At 68.5% G+C, this 18,331-nt stretch carries 17 protein-coding genes; 11 read left to right on the forward strand and 6 right to left on the reverse strand.

Going from position 1 to position 18,331, the window contains the following annotated elements; all coding sequences use genetic code 11:
* Positions 1–197 precede the first annotated feature (197 nt).
* Genes ACIA8C_RS19250 through ACIA8C_RS19260 form a run of 3 tightly spaced genes read left to right on the forward strand, consistent with a single transcriptional unit; the run spans position 198 to position 3,096 of the window.
* Positions 198–947 carry a GAF and ANTAR domain-containing protein gene (locus ACIA8C_RS19250; RefSeq protein ID WP_397136333.1) on the forward strand — a complete coding sequence of 250 codons (750 nt, stop codon included), beginning with the start codon at positions 198–200 and terminating at the stop codon, positions 945–947.
* Positions 948–994: 47 nt separating this feature from the next.
* Complete coding sequence (locus ACIA8C_RS19255) at positions 995–2,614, forward strand: PP2C family protein-serine/threonine phosphatase (RefSeq protein ID WP_397136335.1); 1,620 nt, start codon at positions 995–997, stop codon at positions 2,612–2,614.
* A gap of 47 nt (positions 2,615–2,661) precedes the next feature.
* Positions 2,662–3,096, forward strand: coding sequence for a DUF6098 family protein (locus tag ACIA8C_RS19260; RefSeq protein ID WP_397136337.1), 435 nt, complete (start codon positions 2,662–2,664; stop codon positions 3,094–3,096).
* Between the two features lie 70 nt (positions 3,097–3,166).
* On the opposite strand, the gene ACIA8C_RS19265 is transcribed toward ACIA8C_RS19260, so the two are convergent.
* Positions 3,167–3,964: an SDR family NAD(P)-dependent oxidoreductase gene (locus ACIA8C_RS19265; RefSeq protein ID WP_397136339.1), complete on the reverse strand. Its 798-nt coding sequence runs from the start codon at positions 3,962–3,964 to the stop codon at positions 3,167–3,169.
* Between the two features lie 777 nt (positions 3,965–4,741).
* Between ACIA8C_RS19265 and ACIA8C_RS19270 the strand changes: the two genes are divergently transcribed.
* Positions 4,742–4,972: a DUF6480 family protein gene (locus ACIA8C_RS19270; protein ID WP_397136341.1), complete on the forward strand. Its 231-nt coding sequence runs from the start codon at positions 4,742–4,744 to the stop codon at positions 4,970–4,972.
* 14 nt (positions 4,973–4,986) lie between these two features.
* On the opposite strand, the gene ACIA8C_RS19275 is transcribed toward ACIA8C_RS19270, so the two are convergent.
* Positions 4,987–5,358, reverse strand: a complete 372-nt coding sequence (locus ACIA8C_RS19275; protein ID WP_397136343.1) for a MerR family transcriptional regulator — start codon at positions 5,356–5,358, stop codon at positions 4,987–4,989.
* A 734-nt stretch (positions 5,359–6,092) separates the two neighbouring features.
* On the opposite strand from ACIA8C_RS19275, the gene ACIA8C_RS19280 reads away from it, so the two are divergent.
* Positions 6,093–6,485 carry an STAS domain-containing protein gene (locus ACIA8C_RS19280; RefSeq protein WP_397136345.1) on the forward strand — a complete coding sequence of 131 codons (393 nt, stop codon included), beginning with the start codon at positions 6,093–6,095 and terminating at the stop codon, positions 6,483–6,485.
* A 145-nt stretch (positions 6,486–6,630) separates the two neighbouring features.
* Here the strand turns inward: ACIA8C_RS19280 and ACIA8C_RS19285 are convergent, their stop codons facing one another.
* Complete coding sequence (locus ACIA8C_RS19285) at positions 6,631–8,085, reverse strand: aminotransferase class I/II-fold pyridoxal phosphate-dependent enzyme (RefSeq protein WP_397136347.1); 1,455 nt, start codon at positions 8,083–8,085, stop codon at positions 6,631–6,633.
* A 271-nt stretch (positions 8,086–8,356) separates the two neighbouring features.
* Between ACIA8C_RS19285 and ACIA8C_RS19290 the strand changes: the two genes are divergently transcribed.
* The 5 genes from ACIA8C_RS19290 to ACIA8C_RS19310 all read left to right on the forward strand — a co-directional run bounded on the left by ACIA8C_RS19290 (position 8,357) and on the right by ACIA8C_RS19310 (position 14,867).
* Entirely contained in the window at positions 8,357–12,886 is a 4,530-nt protein-coding gene (locus tag ACIA8C_RS19290) for an HAD-IC family P-type ATPase (protein ID WP_397136349.1), read from the forward strand.
* A gap of 28 nt (positions 12,887–12,914) precedes the next feature.
* Positions 12,915–13,478: a nucleotidyltransferase family protein gene (locus ACIA8C_RS19295; protein WP_397136351.1), complete on the forward strand. Its 564-nt coding sequence runs from the start codon at positions 12,915–12,917 to the stop codon at positions 13,476–13,478.
* The gene (locus tag ACIA8C_RS19300) at positions 13,479–13,748 is read left to right on the forward strand and encodes a BON domain-containing protein (protein WP_397136353.1); all 270 of its coding nucleotides are present in this window, start codon (positions 13,479–13,481) and stop codon (positions 13,746–13,748) included.
* Between the two features lie 5 nt (positions 13,749–13,753).
* Entirely contained in the window at positions 13,754–14,473 is a 720-nt protein-coding gene (locus tag ACIA8C_RS19305) for a metallophosphoesterase (RefSeq protein ID WP_397136355.1), read from the forward strand.
* Between the two features lie 130 nt (positions 14,474–14,603).
* Positions 14,604–14,867, forward strand: a complete 264-nt coding sequence (locus tag ACIA8C_RS19310; RefSeq protein WP_397136357.1) for a hypothetical protein — start codon at positions 14,604–14,606, stop codon at positions 14,865–14,867.
* A 99-nt stretch (positions 14,868–14,966) separates the two neighbouring features.
* On the opposite strand, the gene ACIA8C_RS19315 is transcribed toward ACIA8C_RS19310, so the two are convergent.
* Positions 14,967–16,028: an NAD-dependent epimerase/dehydratase family protein gene (locus tag ACIA8C_RS19315; RefSeq protein ID WP_397136359.1), complete on the reverse strand. Its 1,062-nt coding sequence runs from the start codon at positions 16,026–16,028 to the stop codon at positions 14,967–14,969.
* A gap of 144 nt (positions 16,029–16,172) precedes the next feature.
* Positions 16,173–16,466 (reverse strand): hypothetical protein, encoded by a 294-nt coding sequence (locus tag ACIA8C_RS19320; RefSeq protein WP_397136361.1) that lies wholly within the window; start codon positions 16,464–16,466, stop codon positions 16,173–16,175.
* 155 nt (positions 16,467–16,621) lie between these two features.
* On the opposite strand from ACIA8C_RS19320, the gene ACIA8C_RS19325 reads away from it, so the two are divergent.
* Positions 16,622–17,392 (forward strand): GAF and ANTAR domain-containing protein, encoded by a 771-nt coding sequence (locus tag ACIA8C_RS19325; protein WP_397136363.1) that lies wholly within the window; start codon positions 16,622–16,624, stop codon positions 17,390–17,392.
* Between the two features lie 95 nt (positions 17,393–17,487).
* Here ACIA8C_RS19325 and ACIA8C_RS19330 read toward each other — a convergent pair whose 3' ends face one another.
* Complete coding sequence (locus tag ACIA8C_RS19330) at positions 17,488–18,315, reverse strand: SDR family oxidoreductase (RefSeq protein ID WP_397136365.1); 828 nt, start codon at positions 18,313–18,315, stop codon at positions 17,488–17,490.
* Between the last annotated feature and the right edge of the window lie 16 nt (positions 18,316–18,331).

The raw sequence follows: 18,331 nt of genomic DNA on the forward strand, positions 1-18,331 counted from the left end.
CGATGCGGTAGTCGAGCGTCGCGGGGCAGTCTCTCCGCAAAGCCTGGGTATACCGGCGGGCCCGGTGCCGGTCTGAAATGAAAAACCCGGCGTGGCAACAAGTTTTCTGGAGATGGCTTCAACTCGGGGTGGACGGGTAAGCGGAAGGTGACAGGTCGGGGCTATCGAGGAGCTTGCGGAGTAAGTGGGTGATGGCGATGGGTTCTAAGCCTGAAATGCGGGCCGAGGCGAGCGCGTGGTCGGCTGCTGAGCAGGTCGCGGCGGCGTTCGCGCGGATGTCGGGATTGTTTCTCTCCGCTGAGACGGTCAGCACGGCGTTACAGGTGATCACCGCGTTGGCGGTGGAAATGGTGCCCTACCCCGCCGTCGCCGGGATCACGCTGCTCGATGCCGAAGGCGCGCGGATCAGTGCCGCGGCGACGGATGTGGTGGCCGAGCAGGCCGACCGGTTGCAGTATGAGCTCGGGTCGGGTCCGTGTCTGAGCGCGTGGGCTGATCGGGTGGTAGTCGCTATCGACGATCTGGCCGCTGATGAGCGGTGGCCGCAGTGGTCGGCTGAGGTCGCTCGGCGGGGGTTGTGCTCGTCGCTGAGTGTGCCCATGGTCGCCGGGGAGCAATGTCTGGGCGCGATCAAGATCTACACCCGCCAACCCGCGACTTGGGGACCGCGTGAAGAACGCTTGCTCACTATGTTCGCCGCGCAAGCCGCGATGCTGCTGGCCAACACGCTGGCTGCGCGTGACGCAGAACGAGTCAGCGCGATAGTCGCCCAGAGCTTGCAAAGCCGCGAACTCTTGGCGGTCGCCAAGGGCATCGTGATGGCCCGAGACGGGGTCGATGAACACACCGCGTTCCTGTCGATGGCCGACACCGCACGCCGTCAACGCACGACCGTGGCCCGGGTCGCGGAAAAGCTGACCCGCTCCACGGTCCGGCCGCCGCGGTGATGAAACCCGATGGCCAGCATCGGATGTGAGGAATGGTGGTTGTGGGAATGAATGACGAACCCTCCCGAGCGGGTGGTGAACGTGTCGCGGTGCGTGCGCGTGATCAGCAGCGCAGTCTGGAAGCGGCGTTCGCCGGCAGCGAGTTGACCGTCGAGCAACTATGGATGCGCTACTTCGGACTCGGGGGCGGCGCCGGCCACCTGGAGATCGACGCCTACCTGCACGGGCTCGGGCAGTTACCCGACTGCGAACGTGATGTCTTGGCTCACGCGGTCAATGAACGCCTCGACGAACTGGCCTGGAGCAAACGGGCCCTCTACAGCCGCGTCCTTGGTGACCCGCGCGCCCGCAACGCGCCACTGTCCGCGCTGCTCGCCCTACTCGAAGGCGCTCAGCTCGCCCCACCGCAACGCCTGCACACCATTCTCACCACCGCAGGCGACGCTCTCGGCGTCCGCATCACCGCCTATCTCATCGACTACGACCAACGCTTCCTACACCCTGTGCCCCCCAGCGACCTCCCCCATCAACACCCCGGCAGCCAGCGCGCTCCCAGCGAACGACCCGGCATCGAGCAGGCTGACATCGAAAGCGCCGGCATCGGGCAGGGCCGCATCGAGGACGGCGGTATCGAGCAGGACAGTATCGAGGCGGGCCGGTCCTTCGACGTCGATACCACCTTGCCCGGACGCGCCTACCGCCTCGTGCAGCAACTCCCCTCCCACCACCCCGACCATCCCCGCCTCTGGGTACCACTGCTGGACGGCAGCGAACGCCTCGGTGTCCTCGATGTCCAAGTCCAAGATCCCGCCGACCTGCACGACCCTGCCCTGGCAGCCCAATGCCGATGGCTCTCGCACCTCGCCGGACACCTCATCACCGTCATGAACGACTACGGCGACTTCTTCGACCGTATTCGCTTGCGTACCCCGCGCACTCCCAACGCCGAGCTCATCTGGTCCCTGCTGCCGCCCCTGACCGCCGGAGTCGACAACTTCACCGTCGCCGGCGTCCTGGAACCGCGCCACGACCTCAACGGCGACGCCTTCGACTACGCGCTCTCCGAACACACGGCCCAACTGCTCGTCCTCGACGCCGTCGGCCACGAACCCCGCAGCGGACTCATCGCCGCCACCGCCCTGGCCGCCTACCGCAGCGCCCGCCACCGCGGCCACGGCCTCTACGAACAAGCCCGCACCATCGACGAAACGCTCACCGCCGAATTCGGCAACGCCACCTTCGCCACCGCCGTGCTCGCCGAGCTCGACCTGCATACCGGCCGACTGCGCTACATCAACGCAGGCCACCCCGAACCCCTCATCATGCGCGCGGGCAAAATCGTCAAACCGCTCAACGCCGGGCACCGCCTTCCCCTCGGGCTCGGTACCGGCGAACTCGTCATCGCCGAAGAAACCCTGCAGCCGGAAGACTGGCTCATCCTCTACACCGACGGCGTCACCGAAGCCCGCGACGACGCCGGCGAATTCTTCGGCACCGACCGCCTCATCGACCTCCTGCGCCGCGAAGCCGCCGCCGGACATCCCCCGCCGGAAACCAGCAGACGGCTCATCAACGCCATCCTCACCCACCAGCACAACAATCTCCAAGACGACGCGACCGTCCTCCTCGCCCGCTGGACCCACCCCCAACCACACTCACTGTGCTGACGATCGCACCGTGCCGGGGTCACCAAGCAAGCAGATAAGAGGTCACTATGTTCGAGCAGCAATCGAAACGAGGTCACTCCCGGGAACTGCCGACAATCGATACCGTCGACGAACTGACCGCACTGGTCGTCGGGCAAGACGACACCTACGTGCGCATCTCCCACGGACCAGATATCGATGTGATGTCCGGCCACAGCCGCGATTTCGAGGCGGAGGTCGATCTACCCGGTTTGTCCGTGACTGCCGTAGCCCCGGAGCCCTGGTGGCCGCGCCCGGCGCGGGACTGGGTCGCTCGCAGTTTGTGCAAGTATGCGGAGCTGGCCGAACAGGGCGACGACCGGATCATCTGGTTGCTCACCGGACGCGTAGTAGGCCACGGCCCCGATCACGAGCCGCTGGTCGCCGACGCGGAACCGCGTGGCGGACTCCGTCCTCACCCAGGCGAGGTCCATCTACCACCACGAGTTTCGGGTCGGCCGTGATTCCACCGATGACGATCGCGCACGGTGAACCGGCGTGCACCCGGTTTCGAGCAGCGCGCCCACCGGGTGCTCATCCGATGCCTTTACCGGTCGGCATCGCCATCACTCGATGCAACTTCGCTTTGATCGGGTCCGGCACCGCGCTGTTGACCAATCCGGCCGCTTTCACCGCGAGTGACGCCGCGAAAACCTTGCGGTCGCCGTTCAGCATGGCTTCGACCCCTTGGCGGGCGACGTCGGCGGGATCGTCCTTGGGCCCCTGACCCATTCGCGTGGCCACCATCTTCGCGCGGCGGAAGAAGTCCGTATCGGTGGGTCCTGGCAGCAGCGCGGTAACGGTGATCCCGTTGTCGCGCAGCTCTTCTCGCAGCGCTTCGGCGAAGGACTGCACGAACGACTTCGAAGCGTTGTAGACGGCCTGCCGCGGGCCGGGCATGGTGGCGGCCAGGGACGAGGTGAACAGCAGTCTGCCCGAACCGCGTTCGGCCATGTCGCGGGTGATCAGCTTGGTCAAATGGACGGTGGAGCGCACGTTGAGGTCGACGATGTCGAGTTCGTCGGCCAGTTCGGTTTCGGTGAACAATCCGCCGCGGCCGACGCCGGCGTTCAGCGCGGCGACCTCCGGACGGCGTCCGTCTTCGGTGGCGCTCGCGTACAGTCGTTCGACTCCCGCCGCGGTACGCAGATCTACTTGTACGGCACGCACCTCGGTGCCGGTGTGCCGGAGGGAGTCGGCGGCGGCGGTGATCGTCGCATCTTCGGCGGCGATGACAAGGTCGTAGTCTCGGGACCGGAGTTGCTTGGCGATTTCGAGGCCGATACCGCTGGAGGCTCCGGTGACGAGCGCGAGTGGTCGGGATTCAGTCATGCTCCGGGCCTACCCAGCCCCTCTTGTTTCACGCCACGAACGTACGCCGAAATCGTTGGCCCTCGCGAGCTTTGACTGTTCCGCACGCCGGAATCGGATCGCGGTACGGCTCGACCGCGACCACAGCGCCACGTGTTCGGCCGACGCGTCCATCAGGGGGTCGATCGGGAACCAATGCACCGAGACACAGTGCGGCAGGCTGGACTCGGCCTAACGCGGCGCGCAGCACTTCCACCGTTCCACACAAACAGGCCCCGGCGCGATCGCGCCGGGGCCTTTGACGAAAGGGCCGAGTATTAATTCTGTACACCGGCCGCGTCGGCCGATGTCACGCATCGCGCCCGATACTTTCCGGGACGCGGAACTGATAAATAACTACTCAGTGAGCACCCACCTCCCGGTTGCCGGTTCTTTCGCGCACTTCTCGGTATTGCCGCTTCGCCCACTCCGGCGGTCCGGCCAACAGCACCGGATTCTCGTCTCCGCCGGAGGGGACGGTGGAACCTCACGTTCCGGGCAGTTCGCCTGCCCGGCCAATGGACTCGTCAATTCGAACAACAGCGACTCTATATCAGCACTCGCGGAATGTCTACATTCGTCACAACAGATTTTCACCGTTGGGCATGAGCGCTTATTTCAGCTGGTAACGGGAACGATACCGGCGGTGTTTGCTTCGCGGCACCTCGGGTAGATCGCAGTCGTGCCTATCTCTCGGCCCGAACGGACTCCCAGACCAGCGCGCCACCGATGGATAACCGTGACGACGCTAGGAGAGCGATGACCTCGATGGATCCCGACCCCGGCAAGACCCCCGACCTCGAGCCGGGCGGCGGCGTAGCGCCGGGCTCCACACCACCGGACACCGCACAGACTTCCGGCCTGTCGGCACCCGAACCGTCCACCCGGCATCGGTTCCCGATCACCGGCATCGCGGCGATCGCGGTGACCGTCGTTCTGGTGGCGATCTTCGCCGCCGTCGCGATCTCCATCATCGCGTCTATCGGGTAGCCGGGTCTTTGTCGTCAGTCGCCGGGCTGATCGTCTCGAATTGTCTGGTGCAGTTCGTCGTTGATGCGCAGGGCTTCGGCGAGTTGATCTTCGAGGATGACAATGCGGCAGGCCGCCTCGAGCGGGTTCCCTTGGTCGACGAGTTGCCGGACGCGCGCGGCGATGCGCAGTTGGTAGCGGGAGTAGCGGCGGTGCCCGCCCTCGGAACGTTGCGGGGTAAGCAGTTCGGCGGCGTCGAGGCCGCGCAGGAAGGCCTGGGTGACTCCGACGATCTCCGCGGCTCTGCCCATGCTGTAGGCCGGGTAGTCGTCGTCGTCGAGCCGGTCGGCGGGTGTGCTGTCCGGGTTCGCGTGCGGATCTTCCACTACACCTCTCGAGGATTGCATGCCCACAGGCCCCGGCGCGTGGAGCGACGGGGCCTGCGATGGTTCTTTGGTTTGTCTCAATACTGACTTTCGGCCGGTAGGGCCGGTGTCGCACACTGCGTCCGGACGTCTTCACCAGGACGCGAAGTGCGTGCCTTTTTGCTCGTAGACCACCTCCCGGCTCGTAGGGTGCGCGTCCCGTGCCGCAGCAGCGGCACGGTCCCGCTCGGAAGCTCGACGTGACGCTTCCGGCGCTCTTCTCGCGGTGTTCTTCGTCCCCTCCGGCGGTACAACCGAACATCAACACCGCAGCCGGAGGGGACGGCCGAACCTGACAACTTCCGGGCAGTTCATCTCTGCCACGGCCATCGGACTTACTTCGTTCTCAACGACAGCGACACTATCGCAGTCCGTAGCGGTTGTCTACATCCGTGAATACAGACTTTTTCCGTCGCTATCGCGTGCCGCCGAACTCGCGACGTCGGACTATCCGGCGGACACCGCAGTAATGAGCTGCCAGGTTCGCGCGATCATCGCCCTCCGCATACTCCGCGGTGGCAACGCCCATCAGCGATTCGATGTCGACGGTGGCCGGTTTCGTGTCGTCGTACCCCGGGTAGGTCAAGAGCATGCGGCAGCGACGCAGAACGATCCGTACCGGCATGCGGCATAGCCAGCGCTCGAATCGGCGACTCGGCTGCCCGGCGGGGTGCTGGCAACCAGGCTGAATATGCCCCTGTCACAGAGGAGTTCAGATGATCCATAGCGCAGGCCAGATCGAAATCACGATCGAGAATCAGCACGAACACGGTCCGATCGTGGTGGTAGCCGGAGAAGTGGACATACGAACCGCAGCCAGGCTCGGCGCGGTACTCGAACCGCTCGTGCGGGATCGCCCGCCGCGGGTCCTGGTCGACCTCAGCGACGTCTCGTTCCTGGATTCCTCCGGGCTACTGCCGCTGCTACACGCCAACACCATCGCCTGGCCCGACACCGTCTTCGCGGTGATCGCCATCGGCGCCGCGGCCCGGCCGCTACAGCTGACCGGCTTGGACTCGACCGTCGCGGTGTACTCGAATCGAGCGATGGCGCTGGCGGGCACGGATCCCGCCCTCAGGGAGCTCGGAACAACAGTCCGCGGGAAATAAGGCGATCGGGCCGATCCGGGCCAAGGACGACAGGCAGCGCTTCAAGAAGTTCATCGAGGAACGCTTTCAGTAAACCCGGGCCTGGCGTGGCGAGGTGCCTCGGCCGGACGCTCGCTGACCGCGTTTCGCCAGTGGCGCCTAGTGGTCACTCGGCGACGACGCGCAGCGTGTTCAGGTCGGGATCGGCGGGGTCGGGCACGTTCATTCCCGCGGCGTGGCCGGTGCGAAGGTATTCGACGACGGCCTCGTTGATCCGTTCGCCGGGCACCAGCACCGGGATGCCGGGTGGATAAGGGGTGACCTGTTCGGCCGCTATCCGTCCGGCGGCTTGCCGCAGCGGGACATCCTCGACCGTGGCGAAGAACGCGTCGCGGGGCAGCATCGCGGATTCGAGTGCCAGTTCATCCGGTGCGGGGAGCCGAATGCCGGGCGGTTCAGGGTCTTTCAGCTGAGCCCGCCAAGCGGACATCGCTTCGACGAGGGTGTCGATGGTGGTGTCGTCGTCGGCAATGGACAGAGTGGCCAGGACGCGGCGGTGGTCGTTGAGGCCGACGTCGATGTGGCGATGTTCGCGCAGCCAGTCGGCGGCCGCGTATCCGGTTGTGCCGGTGGCCGATACGTCCATCAGCACCTGCATCCGATCGAGATCGTGGGATGCTTCCACACCGAGCAGTTCATCGTCCATCACCGCGATATCGGGAATCCGCGCGAGGTCCGAACGCGCCCGGTCCGCCAGTTTCAACGCCGCCGACAGCAGCTCGTGTCCGTGCTCGACCATCTGCCTGCGCCACCCATCGATGGCGGCGTAGAGCAGCACATTGGGGCTGGTGGTCATGAGCAGATCGGCGCAGGCACTCAACCGGGCGACGTCGACCAGGTCGCCTTGGGCATGGAACACCGAGCCCTGCTCGAATCCGGCGCCCATCTTGTGCACGCTGACCACACACACGTCCGCCCCGGCGTCCATGGCCCAGGTCGGTAGTTGGTCATGGAACGGCAGATGCGCGCCCCAGGCTTCATCGACCACGAGTGGTTTGCCGCGTCGGTGGCATTCCTCGGCGATGCCGGCGATGTCGGCACAGGTGCCATAGGGACTCGGACTGACGATCAGCGCACCCGCCGCATCCGGGTGCCGTTCCCATGTCTCGCGTACTTGATCGACCGACGGCGGGTGCGACATGTGCCGTTCGGCATCCCAGCGCGGGGTGATCCAGCGAGGCTGGACACCGGAGAAGATCAACCCCGCGACCACGGATTTGTGGCTGTCCCGCCCGACGAGCAGTCCGTTGCCGCCGCCGGCCACCGCCATCATGGCCGCTTTGACCGAAAGCGAGCTACCGCAGGTAGAGAAGAACGCCTTTTCGGCGCCGACCGCGTCGGCCATCAGTTCTTCGGCGTCGGTCAAATAGTTGCCGCGGGCCAACCGGTCGTCGAGCCCACCGGAGGCGAGCACATCCATGCGCAGCGCCTCGCCGAGCACGGCGCGCACGCGTGGGTCAGCGCCGCGACCTTGGCGGTGGCCGGGCGGGGAGAACCCGTAGCGGCCGAGCCGGTGGTACTCCGCGAGCGCTTCCAGAATCGGTGCTTTCGAATGTTCCACACCGGGCGAATACCCACCACCACGGCGGCCAAGCAACATCCGCGCAACAGTTCACCTGGTTCAGCGATTGCGTCGCCATATCCCGAGCGACAGCGCGGTGACGAAGGCGCACCAGAGCGGATAGGACGCCAAGGCGAGGCCGGCCGACCGCGCCGTGGTATCACCAAACTTGGCCCGCGACACCGGAACTGCGCCGCTGTTTACCCGGCGACGTGCCGGGTAGCTGCCCGTTATGGGGTTCTCGACGCGTCAGGTGCGACCGAGCTGGTGGATGGAAGAATCCGTGGGCGTGGTGACCGGCGCGGTGCGACGCGGCGGGCTGCTGGCGATCGGCCGTGTTGGCCGGCTGGCCGTCGCGCCGTGGCAAGCGCTGGAAACGGTGACCGGTAAGGCCGCCGAGGCCGGCCGGCTGCTCGATTCGCCCACCGCGAGCCGGTTACGCGATGATCTCGCGACGTTGATCGACCCGCATCTGAAACGCGCCGAGCGGCATGTGGCGCTCGACGGCAAGCACGCGGCCGTCGAGGTCAGGGGGTTGGACAAGGACGGTGGCGCGGCCGTCGCCGAGGCATTGGGGCGGCAACTGGACCGCCTGTCCGGCGTGCGCTGGTGGCAGGTGAACGCGGTGACCGGACGGGTGGTCGCCGCCCTCGCCCGGGGCGCGGCGGATCTGCCGGAACTGCTCGCGGCGGTGGATCGGCTGGAACGCGAGACCGACGTCGCCGATCGGGACCTGCCGCTGCTGGCCGACTACCCGGCGGACCGAGAACCTTTGCTGGCGGCGGGCATTCAGGTGGCCGGCGAGCTGTGCGCTATCGCGTGCTCGCTGGCGCGGGTCGCGCCGCCGCTGCGTCCCCCGTTGCGCGCGGCCAAGGCGTTGGCCTCGATCGCCGAAACCCAGCCCCGGCTGCGCGACCAGCTCGAGCAACGGCTCGGGCGGTCGCGGACCGATCTCGCGCTGACGCTGGTCTCGGCCGTCGGCACCGCGCTCGGCGAGAACACGACCGACGCCGTCCCGCTGCTGCTGCTCGACGCCGCGCAACGATCCTTGCTGTTGACCGAGGCCGTCGCCCGCTGGGTCACCTGGCGTAGCTGGGAAGCCCAGCTCGTCCGCCGCACGCATCCCGGAGTCGCCGATCCGCTGCCGCCCTACACCCGGCCGGCGGAACTGCCGCCCGGCCCGGTCGAGCGGGTGGCCGACGAGACCGGTTCGGCCATGGTGGTCGGCGCCACCGCCATTGCCGCGCTGGGTGATTCCGGCGATGCCGTCGGTGCGCTCGGGCTCGGCGCGCCCAAGGCCGCGCGGGCCTGCCGGGAGGCCTTCGCCGCGACCCTCACCACGCTGCTGGCCAGCGCGGGCGTGCTGACGCTGCACCCGGCCGCGTGGCGGCGACTGGACCGACTCACCGCGCTCGTCGTCGACGGCGACACCTTGCTCACGTCGCGCCGGGTAGTGCTCGACGCCGAATCGATGGACCCGCAATGGCCGACCGCACGCGTCTGGAGTGCCGCGCAACGGGTCCTGTGGTCGACGCCGACCGACACCGCGAGACCGAAATCTGTTGCGGCAGCACAGGCTGACCAGCCGGATCCGGTATTGCGCCTGGTGCACCCGGAAAGTGGACGCCCGGATCGCGAGGCCACCCACCGACCGGCCCGGCGAGCGCTGCGCGTCGGCGACCGCACGGTCGGCCAGGTGCTCATCGGCCGCGAACTCGATTCCCGCGCTTATTCGCTGCTGAAGACGGCCCGCGCCGCCGGGCTTCGGATCACGCTGGCGGCGAGCGCGGATGCGGCGGAATTGCGTTCGCTGGTCGACGAATTCGTCTCCGCCGCGACCTCACTGAGCAAGCGTGTGCGCGACTTGCAGGAGGACGGCCAGGTGGTCGCGGTCGTCAGTGCCCGTGCGTACAAGGCGCTCGACTGGTCCGATGTGGCCATCGGGCTGGTGGCCGAGGACGAGCAGGCGCCGTGGTCCGCGGACGCGCTGTGCCGCGAGCTGAGCCAGGTCGAACGCGTGCTCGCCACGATCGAACCCGCGCGCGAGGTCAGTGCGCGCGGCCGGTCGCTCGCGTTGTCGGCGGCCGCCCTCGGCGGTTTACTGCTCGCGGTGTCGTCGTCCCAGCGCGCCAGGAGCGCACCGCTGACGGCGGCCCACCTCACCGGCCTGCTGAACGGCTCGTTCGCCGGTTTCCGCGCGATCCGCACGCCGTCACCACCGCCGCCTTCAGCGCTATTGCCTTGGCACGCACTGCAACCCGAGGAGGTGCTGGCGCGACTGCCGCAGCCGCCGCGACTGCCGCAGCGGGCGCCGTCCGCGCCGCCCGAGCACGGCGCGCTGGCCGAGGGGCTGGCCAGGACCGCCACGTTCGCCCGCCACCTGCGCACCGAGCTAGCCGATCCGCTGACGCCGATTCTCGGCGTCGGCGCCGTCGCCACCGCGATCCTCGGCGCACCCTCCGATGCCATCCTGCTGTCCTCGGTGCTCACCGTGAACGCCGTGGTCTCTGCCCGGCAGCGGCAACGCGCGGAAACGGCGCTGCACACCCTGCTCGATCGCGAGTCGCTCACCGCGACGGTGATCGAACGGGCGCAGGCGCACGCCGCCGACGCGACCGAAAAGACCATTCCGGCTGGTCTGCTCGAAGTCGGCGAGGTAATCGCGGTCCGCGCGGGCGAGGTGGTGCCCGCGGATGCGCGACTGCTCGCGGTCGACGATCTGGAGCTGGACGAGTCCGGCCTGACCGGCGAATCGGTCACGGTGCACAAGCAGGTGGCGGCCACGCCGGGCGCGGGCCCCAACGACCGGGCCTGCATGATCTACGAGAGCAGCACCGTGGTGAACGGCGCCGGGCGGGCGATCGTGGTGGCGGTCGGCGCCGATACGCAGGTGGGGCGCGCGACCGCGGGTGCGCAACCGCCGGAAAAGGGTGGCGTACAGGCACAATTGCGGCAATTGACCGATCGTGCGCTGCCGCTGACGCTGACCGGCGGCGCGGTGGTCAGCGTCTTGGGCGGGGTGCGCGGCCGGGCATTGCGCGCGGCCATCGCGGACGGCGTCGCCGTCGCGGTCGCGGCCGTGCCCGAGGGGCTTCCGCTGGTCGCGACGGTCGCGCAACTGGCGGCGGCGCGGCGGCTGTCCCGCTACGGGGTGCTGGTCCGGGCGAGTCGCGCCGTGGAAGCGCTCGGCCGGGTCGACACCCTGTGTTTCGACAAGACCGGGACGCTGACCGAAGGGCGGCTGCGGCTGACCAAACTCGCCGACCTCGACCGGCAGTGGGATCCGCGATCCACCGACGCGGCGGCGCGCAGGCTGTTGCGCGCCGCCGCGCGGGCCTGTCCCGATCCGGCGGCCGGACCGGTGACCCATGCGACGGACCGCGCGGTGCTCGAAGCCGCCGAGGTCATCGACGACCCGCGCTGGCATCCGATCGGCGACATCCCCTTCGACTCCAACCGCGGGTACGCCGCGGCGCTGGGCAACACCACGCACACGGTGCGGTTGGTGGTCAAAGGCGCACCCGAGATCGTGCTCGCCCGCTGCACCAGGGTGCATATGGGCGAGACCGAGCCGCTTTCCGAGGCCGCGCGGGAGCGGGCGAAGGCGACCGTGCGCGACCTCGCCGAACAGGGCCTGCGGGTGCTGGCGGTGGCCCGGCGCGATCTGCCCGCCGAACCCGACGACGTCGAAGACGCGGTCGGCGAACTCACGCTGCTCGGCTTCCTCGGCATCACCGACGCGCCGCGCGCTCAGACGCTCCCGCTGATCACCGCGTTGCGGGACAACGAGATCAGCGTCCGGATGATCACCGGCGATCATCCGGTGACCGCGGCGGCCGCGGCCGAGCAGCTCGGCCTCACCGTCGGCACCGTAGTCACCGGCGCCGAGCTGGATCGCTGCGATGACCGCGAGCAAGCGAAGCTGATCGAGGGGGCCACAGTCTTCGCGCGGGTCAGCCCGGAGCACAAGGTCCGCATCGTCACCGCGTTGCGCCGCAACGGTCATGTGGTCGGGATGACCGGCGACGGCAGCAACGATGCCGCCGCGATCCGCAGCGCCGACATCGGAATCGGGCTGGCCGCACAGGGATCCGTCGCCGCCCGCAACGCGGCCGACCTGGTGCTGACCGACCCCGACCCGGTCGCGATATTGCACGCGCTAGTCGAGGGCCGCGGTATGTGGCGGCGGGTCAACGATGCCGTCGGCGTGCTGGTCGGCGGGAATGCGGGCGAGGTCGCGTTCACCGTTTTCGGCACCGCCGTCAGCGGGCGGGGTCCCCTCGGCACTCGCCAATTCCTGCTGGTCAACCTGCTCACCGATATGTTCCCGGCGCTCGCGCTGGCCTTGTCGCCGGATCACCGCGGCATCGATCCGGCGAATGTGCAGGCCGCGGTGCGCGAGCGGTCCGCGCAACTGGCCGAGATACCCCGAGCCGACCTCGGCGGCGACCTGACCAGAACCGTCGTCACCCGGGGCATCGCCACCGCCACCGGTGCGTCCACCGCCTGGCTGATCGGGCGATACACCGGCACCCGGCGCAGGGCCGCGACCATCGGCCTGGTGGCGCTCATCGGCGCCCAGCTTGGTCAAACGCTGCTCTCCGGATACCACAGCCCCATGGTCTGGGTGACCACTGCCGCGAGCGCGGGCGTGCTCGGCGCCGTGGTCATGACGCCCGGCTTGTGCACCTACTTCGGCTGCACGCCGCTCGGGCCGTTCGGCTGGACCGTCGCGCTGGGTTCGGCGGCGGCGGCCACCGCGGGGGCGGCGCTGGCGCCCCGCCTGCTGCTCGCCGAATAGCCTGCCGCCAACCGGGTATTGCCCGATCATGGTCGCCACCATCGATCAATTGCTGCACGCGTTGACCCGCGCGGTTAGCGCGCTGGCCGACACCGACATCAAGTTCGCCGTCGCGGGCGGCTGCGCGGTGTACGCGCGCGGCGGCCCCGCGTCGCAGCACGATGTCGATATTTTCGTCAAACCGCAGGACTGCGCGAAGGCGGTGCACGCGCTGGCGCAAACAGGTTTGCGGGTGTGTAACCCTCCCGAGGATTGGCTGCGCAAGGTCTACGACGGTGATGTCTTGATCGACCTGATCTACCGGCCGAACATGCGCGAGGTCACCGACGAACTGCTCGACCGGGCCACCCCGATGCGGATCGGGCCGACCTGCGCGCCGGTGGTCAGCGGCACCGATCTCCTGGTGGACAAGTTGCTGGTCTTCGACGCGCATCGGCTGGATTTCGCTCCGCTGCTGCACATCGCGCGCGATCTGCGGGAGCAGGTCGACTGGGCGGCGGTGCGGCGGCAGACCGAGCAGTCGCCGTACGCGCGGGCGTTTCTCGGCCTGCTCGACGACCTCGGCATCACCGATACCGGAAAGGTGGAATGAATGGAGCAGCCGCAATACCTGGTGGCCCATCTGCGCCGCGCCCTCGCCGAGGATCCGCGCACCGCGGAACTCGGCATCCACGTCACCATTCGTGGCGACACCGTGGTACTGGACGGCGAAGTGGGCACCGAGGAACGCAAACAAGTGCTGGAAACCATTGTGCGGGAGCAGCTTCCGCACGCACAGCTGCACAACGACGTGCACGTCGCCCGGCCAGGCGCCCCCGCGCCCAGCGAGGCGCTCGGCCGAGCCAGCCGCGAAAGGAGTTGAACCACATGCGGATAGCCGCCGTCGGAGATGTCCATCTCGGCGTCGACTCGCACGGCCTGTGGCGTCCCGCGCTGCTGGAATTGCCCGAGCGCGCCGACATCCTGCTGCTGGCAGGTGATTTGACCCGGCACGGGACCGTGGAGGAGGCGAAGGTGGTGGCGACCGAGTTCGCCGACCTCGGCGTGCCGGTGGTCGCGGTACTCGGCAATCACGACTATCACAGCGATGCCGAACAGGACGTGACCAAGCTACTGATCGATCAGGGGATCACCGTCCTCGAGGGCACCGCCGCCACCTTCTCGGTGGGCGGCACGACCCTTGGCGTCGCCGGGACCAAGGGCTTCGGCGGCGGGTTCGCCGGGAAATGCGCGAGCGTCTTCGGTGAGCGCCAGATGCGCAATTTCTCTTGCCACACAGTGGCACTGGCCGATTCGCTCGACGCGACGCTGGCGAGCTTGGACACCGAGGTAACCATCGCGCTCACCCACTACTCCCCCATCAGCGACACTTTGCACGGCGAGCCGCGCGAGATCTATCCGTTCCTCGGCTCCTACCTGCTCGGCGAGGCGATCGACAAGAACGGCGCCGACCTGGCGCTGCACGGCCACGCGCACGCGGGCTGTGAACGCGGCACGACACCCGCAGGCATCCGGGTGCGCAACGTCGCCCAGCCGGTGCTGCGCGCTGCCTACGCCATCTATGAACTGAACCCCGAACCGGCGTAAGCGATCCGGCTCGGTACCGGCGCACCGGCACGGTGGGTGCCGCATGCGCGGCGCTCGGCCGGATTGGCAGCGCGGACGGCGGGTATGGCGACAGTACCAACCCCTGAACCGGACGAAAGGAAACATAGTCATGAGCAGTGCGACCGAGACCGGCAAGTACACCGGCACGAAAGACAAGGATTACAACCTGATTTGGTTCGTCGAGGCCTGCCTGAGCAACGCGCTGCGCATGGAGGAATACTGCGCCGACGCGGAGCGCGCCGGCGACAGCGAACTCGTCGAATTCTTCCAGCGCGCGCAGGCCGAAAGCCGCAAAGGTGCCGAGCAGGGCAAGGCGCTGCTGGCACGTCGGCTGGTCGGCGACGCGGGCAACACCACACCGGAAAATCAGTAACCGAGCACGCCAGGCTCGCCACTGCGGATTCCGATCCGTGCGGTGGCGAGCCATTGGCGCCGACTCGTGACCTGTCCACACTCCGGCTGCGTGTCCGCCTCAGCGGTCGACCGGGTCCGAACCGCCGACGCCGGAGGCGAATTCGTGGACACGCAGCGGGCCGCCCGCGTGCCGGGCCAGCGGAGGCGTGTCGATGGCCCCGCCGGTGCGCAGGCCGTCGAGCAGTTCCCGCACGGCTTCCAGCGCGCTGTAGCGCGGCTGCCAACCGAGTTCGGTGCGGGCCCGGGTGGTGTCGAGCAGCGGTATCCGCAGGAACGCGTCGAACAGCTGCGGCGGCACCGGAATCAGACGCAGGAACCAGGCGGCCGCGAGCCCGGACCGCAGCAGCCGGGTCGGCACTCGGACCCGGCGCGCGCCGAGCAGCGCACTCAGGCGCGTGGTATCGAGCACCGGGTCGGCGGCGATGTTGAACGGCCCGGCCACCTCCCTGGTGACGGCGAGACGGAAGGCTTCGCCCACGTCGGCGGCGTGCACGGCCTGGAACAACAGCTCCGGCAAGTCCGGCAGCACCGGAATCAGTTCCGGACGCACCAGCCGGTCGGGCAGCAACGGACCGGCGAACATCCGCCGCTGCGCGCTCGCCGCGCCGCGCTGGAAGATGAACGCGGGCCGCAGGCGCACCACCCGGCAGTGCGGGTGCCGCTGCTCGAAGGTGTCCAGCAGTCGCTCGACATAGGCCTTCTCCCGCGTGTAACCGGCCAGCGGCCAGCCATCGGTCGGCCACGTCTCGGTCACCGGCCGGTCGTCGCGCCGCGGCGAATACGCGCCCACCGACGACGCGTAGACCAGAGCCGGAACCCCTGCGGCCGCAACGGCTTCCAGGACCCGGGAGCTGCCGATGGCGTTGGTCTCCCAGGTCGTCGTCGGCTGATGCGTCGGCTGGAACTGCCACGCCAGGTGGACCACCGCGTCCGCACCATGGAACAGCACGGCAAGGTCGTCGGTCCGGACGTCGGCCGCCGCCCATTCCGTCTTGGCCACCGCGCGATCCGCCAAGCGCCGCGCGAGTCCGAGGATCGACGTGACCGCCGGATCCGCGGCCAATGCGTCGACCACTCCGGTTCCGACGTTTCCGGTGGCGCCCACCACGACGACCCGCATCCGAACTCCTCGGTCGGCAACATCTTCCGCTCGCCGCATACCCGCTCCTGGCGAAGGAAACCCTCGACGGGGCGCCGCGTACCGCACCACCGTTTCGCGCGGAACCCGGACGACCTCGGGTCCCGGGTGACCATTCCGGATCGGTCAGGCGCCTTGAAGCCGGACCTCGGTATTGAGCAGGGCGGCTTGCTCGGACAATGCGGTGGCGCCAGGGTTCGTTCCGATGCGGTCCCGCAGTTCCGTTCGGCTGATGAGAACCAGCCCGCGCGCCTGGTCTTCGGCGCCGGAGTCCACCTCTACCCGGCCCGCTTCGAGTACCAGGCAGGCGTTCGGGGCGTCGGTGTCGAGCAGCCAGCGCAGCATTTCGACGGTGATCGGATCCCCGGCCGCGCCACCCGTTTCGGAGCGCGCATCGTGCGCGTTGTCTTCGGCGTTCATGCCGGCCGGTTGCCCATCGGGAACCGACCGAAACAAGCAGGCAATCGACGGACGTCGGGGCGCGGCCATGTTCGGACGCGGCCAACTCGGGTAGTCGCGAAGCAGCACCGGATATCCGGTGCGGCGCTGAGTTGGCTCGACAAAGGAGCGGCACCGTGGGAGCTGGTTCGGACGAACCCGTAGCCGAATTTCCCGGACAGCACAGCGGGACGGCCGGTGGGTTTCTCACCGGCGTGCGCGATATCTGCGCGAGCGTGGTGCGGTTGACCAACGTCGACGGCGCCGCGGTCGCCGTCTTTCGTGGCACGTCCGCGGACCGGGAGCTGGTGTATGCCACCGATGCCGTCGCCCGCGACATCGATGAGTTGCAGTTCGTCGTCGGCGAAGGCCCCTGTTTGGAGGCCTACCGGCACAACCGACGCCAGATATGGGGAGACTTGCAGATTTCCGACGCGCGCACGCGCTGGCCCGCGTTCACCGCCGAGGCGCTCACGCTGGGTGCGCGCGCCGCGTTCGCCTTCCCGATAACCGCGGCAACGCGGCCGATCGGGGTGCTCGAGCTCTACCGGGCCAGCGTGGGCCCGCTCACCGAGGACGCGCAGGAAGCCGCCGCTGCCTGTGCGGTTGCCGTCGGGAGGATGGTGTACCTCAGCGAGAAGAGGCGCGGCCGCAGCCCGCGTCGCGGGGAAAACGACTTCGGCACAGACGCATTCGACCACCACAGCCCGCCCTTGCCGTTCTCTCGCGCCGCGGTGTACGTCGCCGCCGACCTGGCCGCGGTCCAGCTCGCGGTGTCGGTCGCGGAAGCCCTGGATCGGCTGCGGGCCTACGCCTACGCCAACGGCCGCTCGATCATCGACGTCGCCGCCGACATCCTGACCCACCGGCTGTCGCTGCGAAATCAACGTGACCGCAAGAACTTCTAGGTCGCGCTCAGCCCGCGCTTTCCCGGTCCTCCAGGCCGACCGCGTCGGTGAGTTCCTGGCAGCGCTTGCGCAGTTCCGGGCGCTCGTCGGCGAACTCATGGCTCCCGCCAGGAGTCATCGCTGAGCATCCCGCCGGCCTGCGGACCCATCAGCAACAGTCCGCCGTCGACCACGTAGGACGACCCGGTGACATATCCGGCCGCCGGAGTGGCGAGGAACGCCACCACCGCCGCGACCTCCTTCGCGTGACCCGGACGTCCCAGCGGAACGCCGGGGCGCGACTCGGTTCGCGGATCGACGTCCTCCTGCCCGGTCATCGGCGTCGAAATCTCCCCGGGCGCCACCGAATTCACCGTGATGTCGTACTGCGCGAGCTCCATGGCCAGCACCTTCGTCAGGGCGCCGAGGCCTGCCTTCGCCGCGCAGTACGGCGCCGCGCCGACGCGCGGGGCGTGCTCGTGCACGCTGGTGATATTGATGATCCGGCCGCCCTTGCCCGCCTCGATCATGTGCGCGGCCGCGCGCTGCGAGCACAGAAACGCCCCGTCCAGATCGACCGAGAGCACCTGCCGCCAGGTATCGAAATCCATGTCCATCACCCGTTGGGCGGTGCCGGTGCCCGCGCAATTGACCAGCACGTCGATACCGCCGAGTTCCGCGGCCAGCTCATCGATCACCGATGCCGCGGTGGGTAGGTCGGTGAGGTCGAGCTGCCGGACAGCGGCCGTCACGCCACGCTCACGCACCTGCTGCGCCGTTCGCTCGGCGCCCTGCTCGTCGCGGTGGAACGTGATGCCCACGTCGCAGCCACCGCCGGCCAGCGCGACGGCCGTCGCCGCACCGATACCCGAATCCGAACCGGTGACCACGGCCCGCATCGGCGCACCGCGCCGGTCCTCCGGGAGGGGAGCAATCGTCGCCATGTCTGTGCCGCCTTCC

It is taken from the genome of Nocardia sp. NPDC051321, from assembly GCF_044455225.1.
Lineage (GTDB): Bacteria > Actinomycetota > Actinomycetes > Mycobacteriales > Mycobacteriaceae > Nocardia.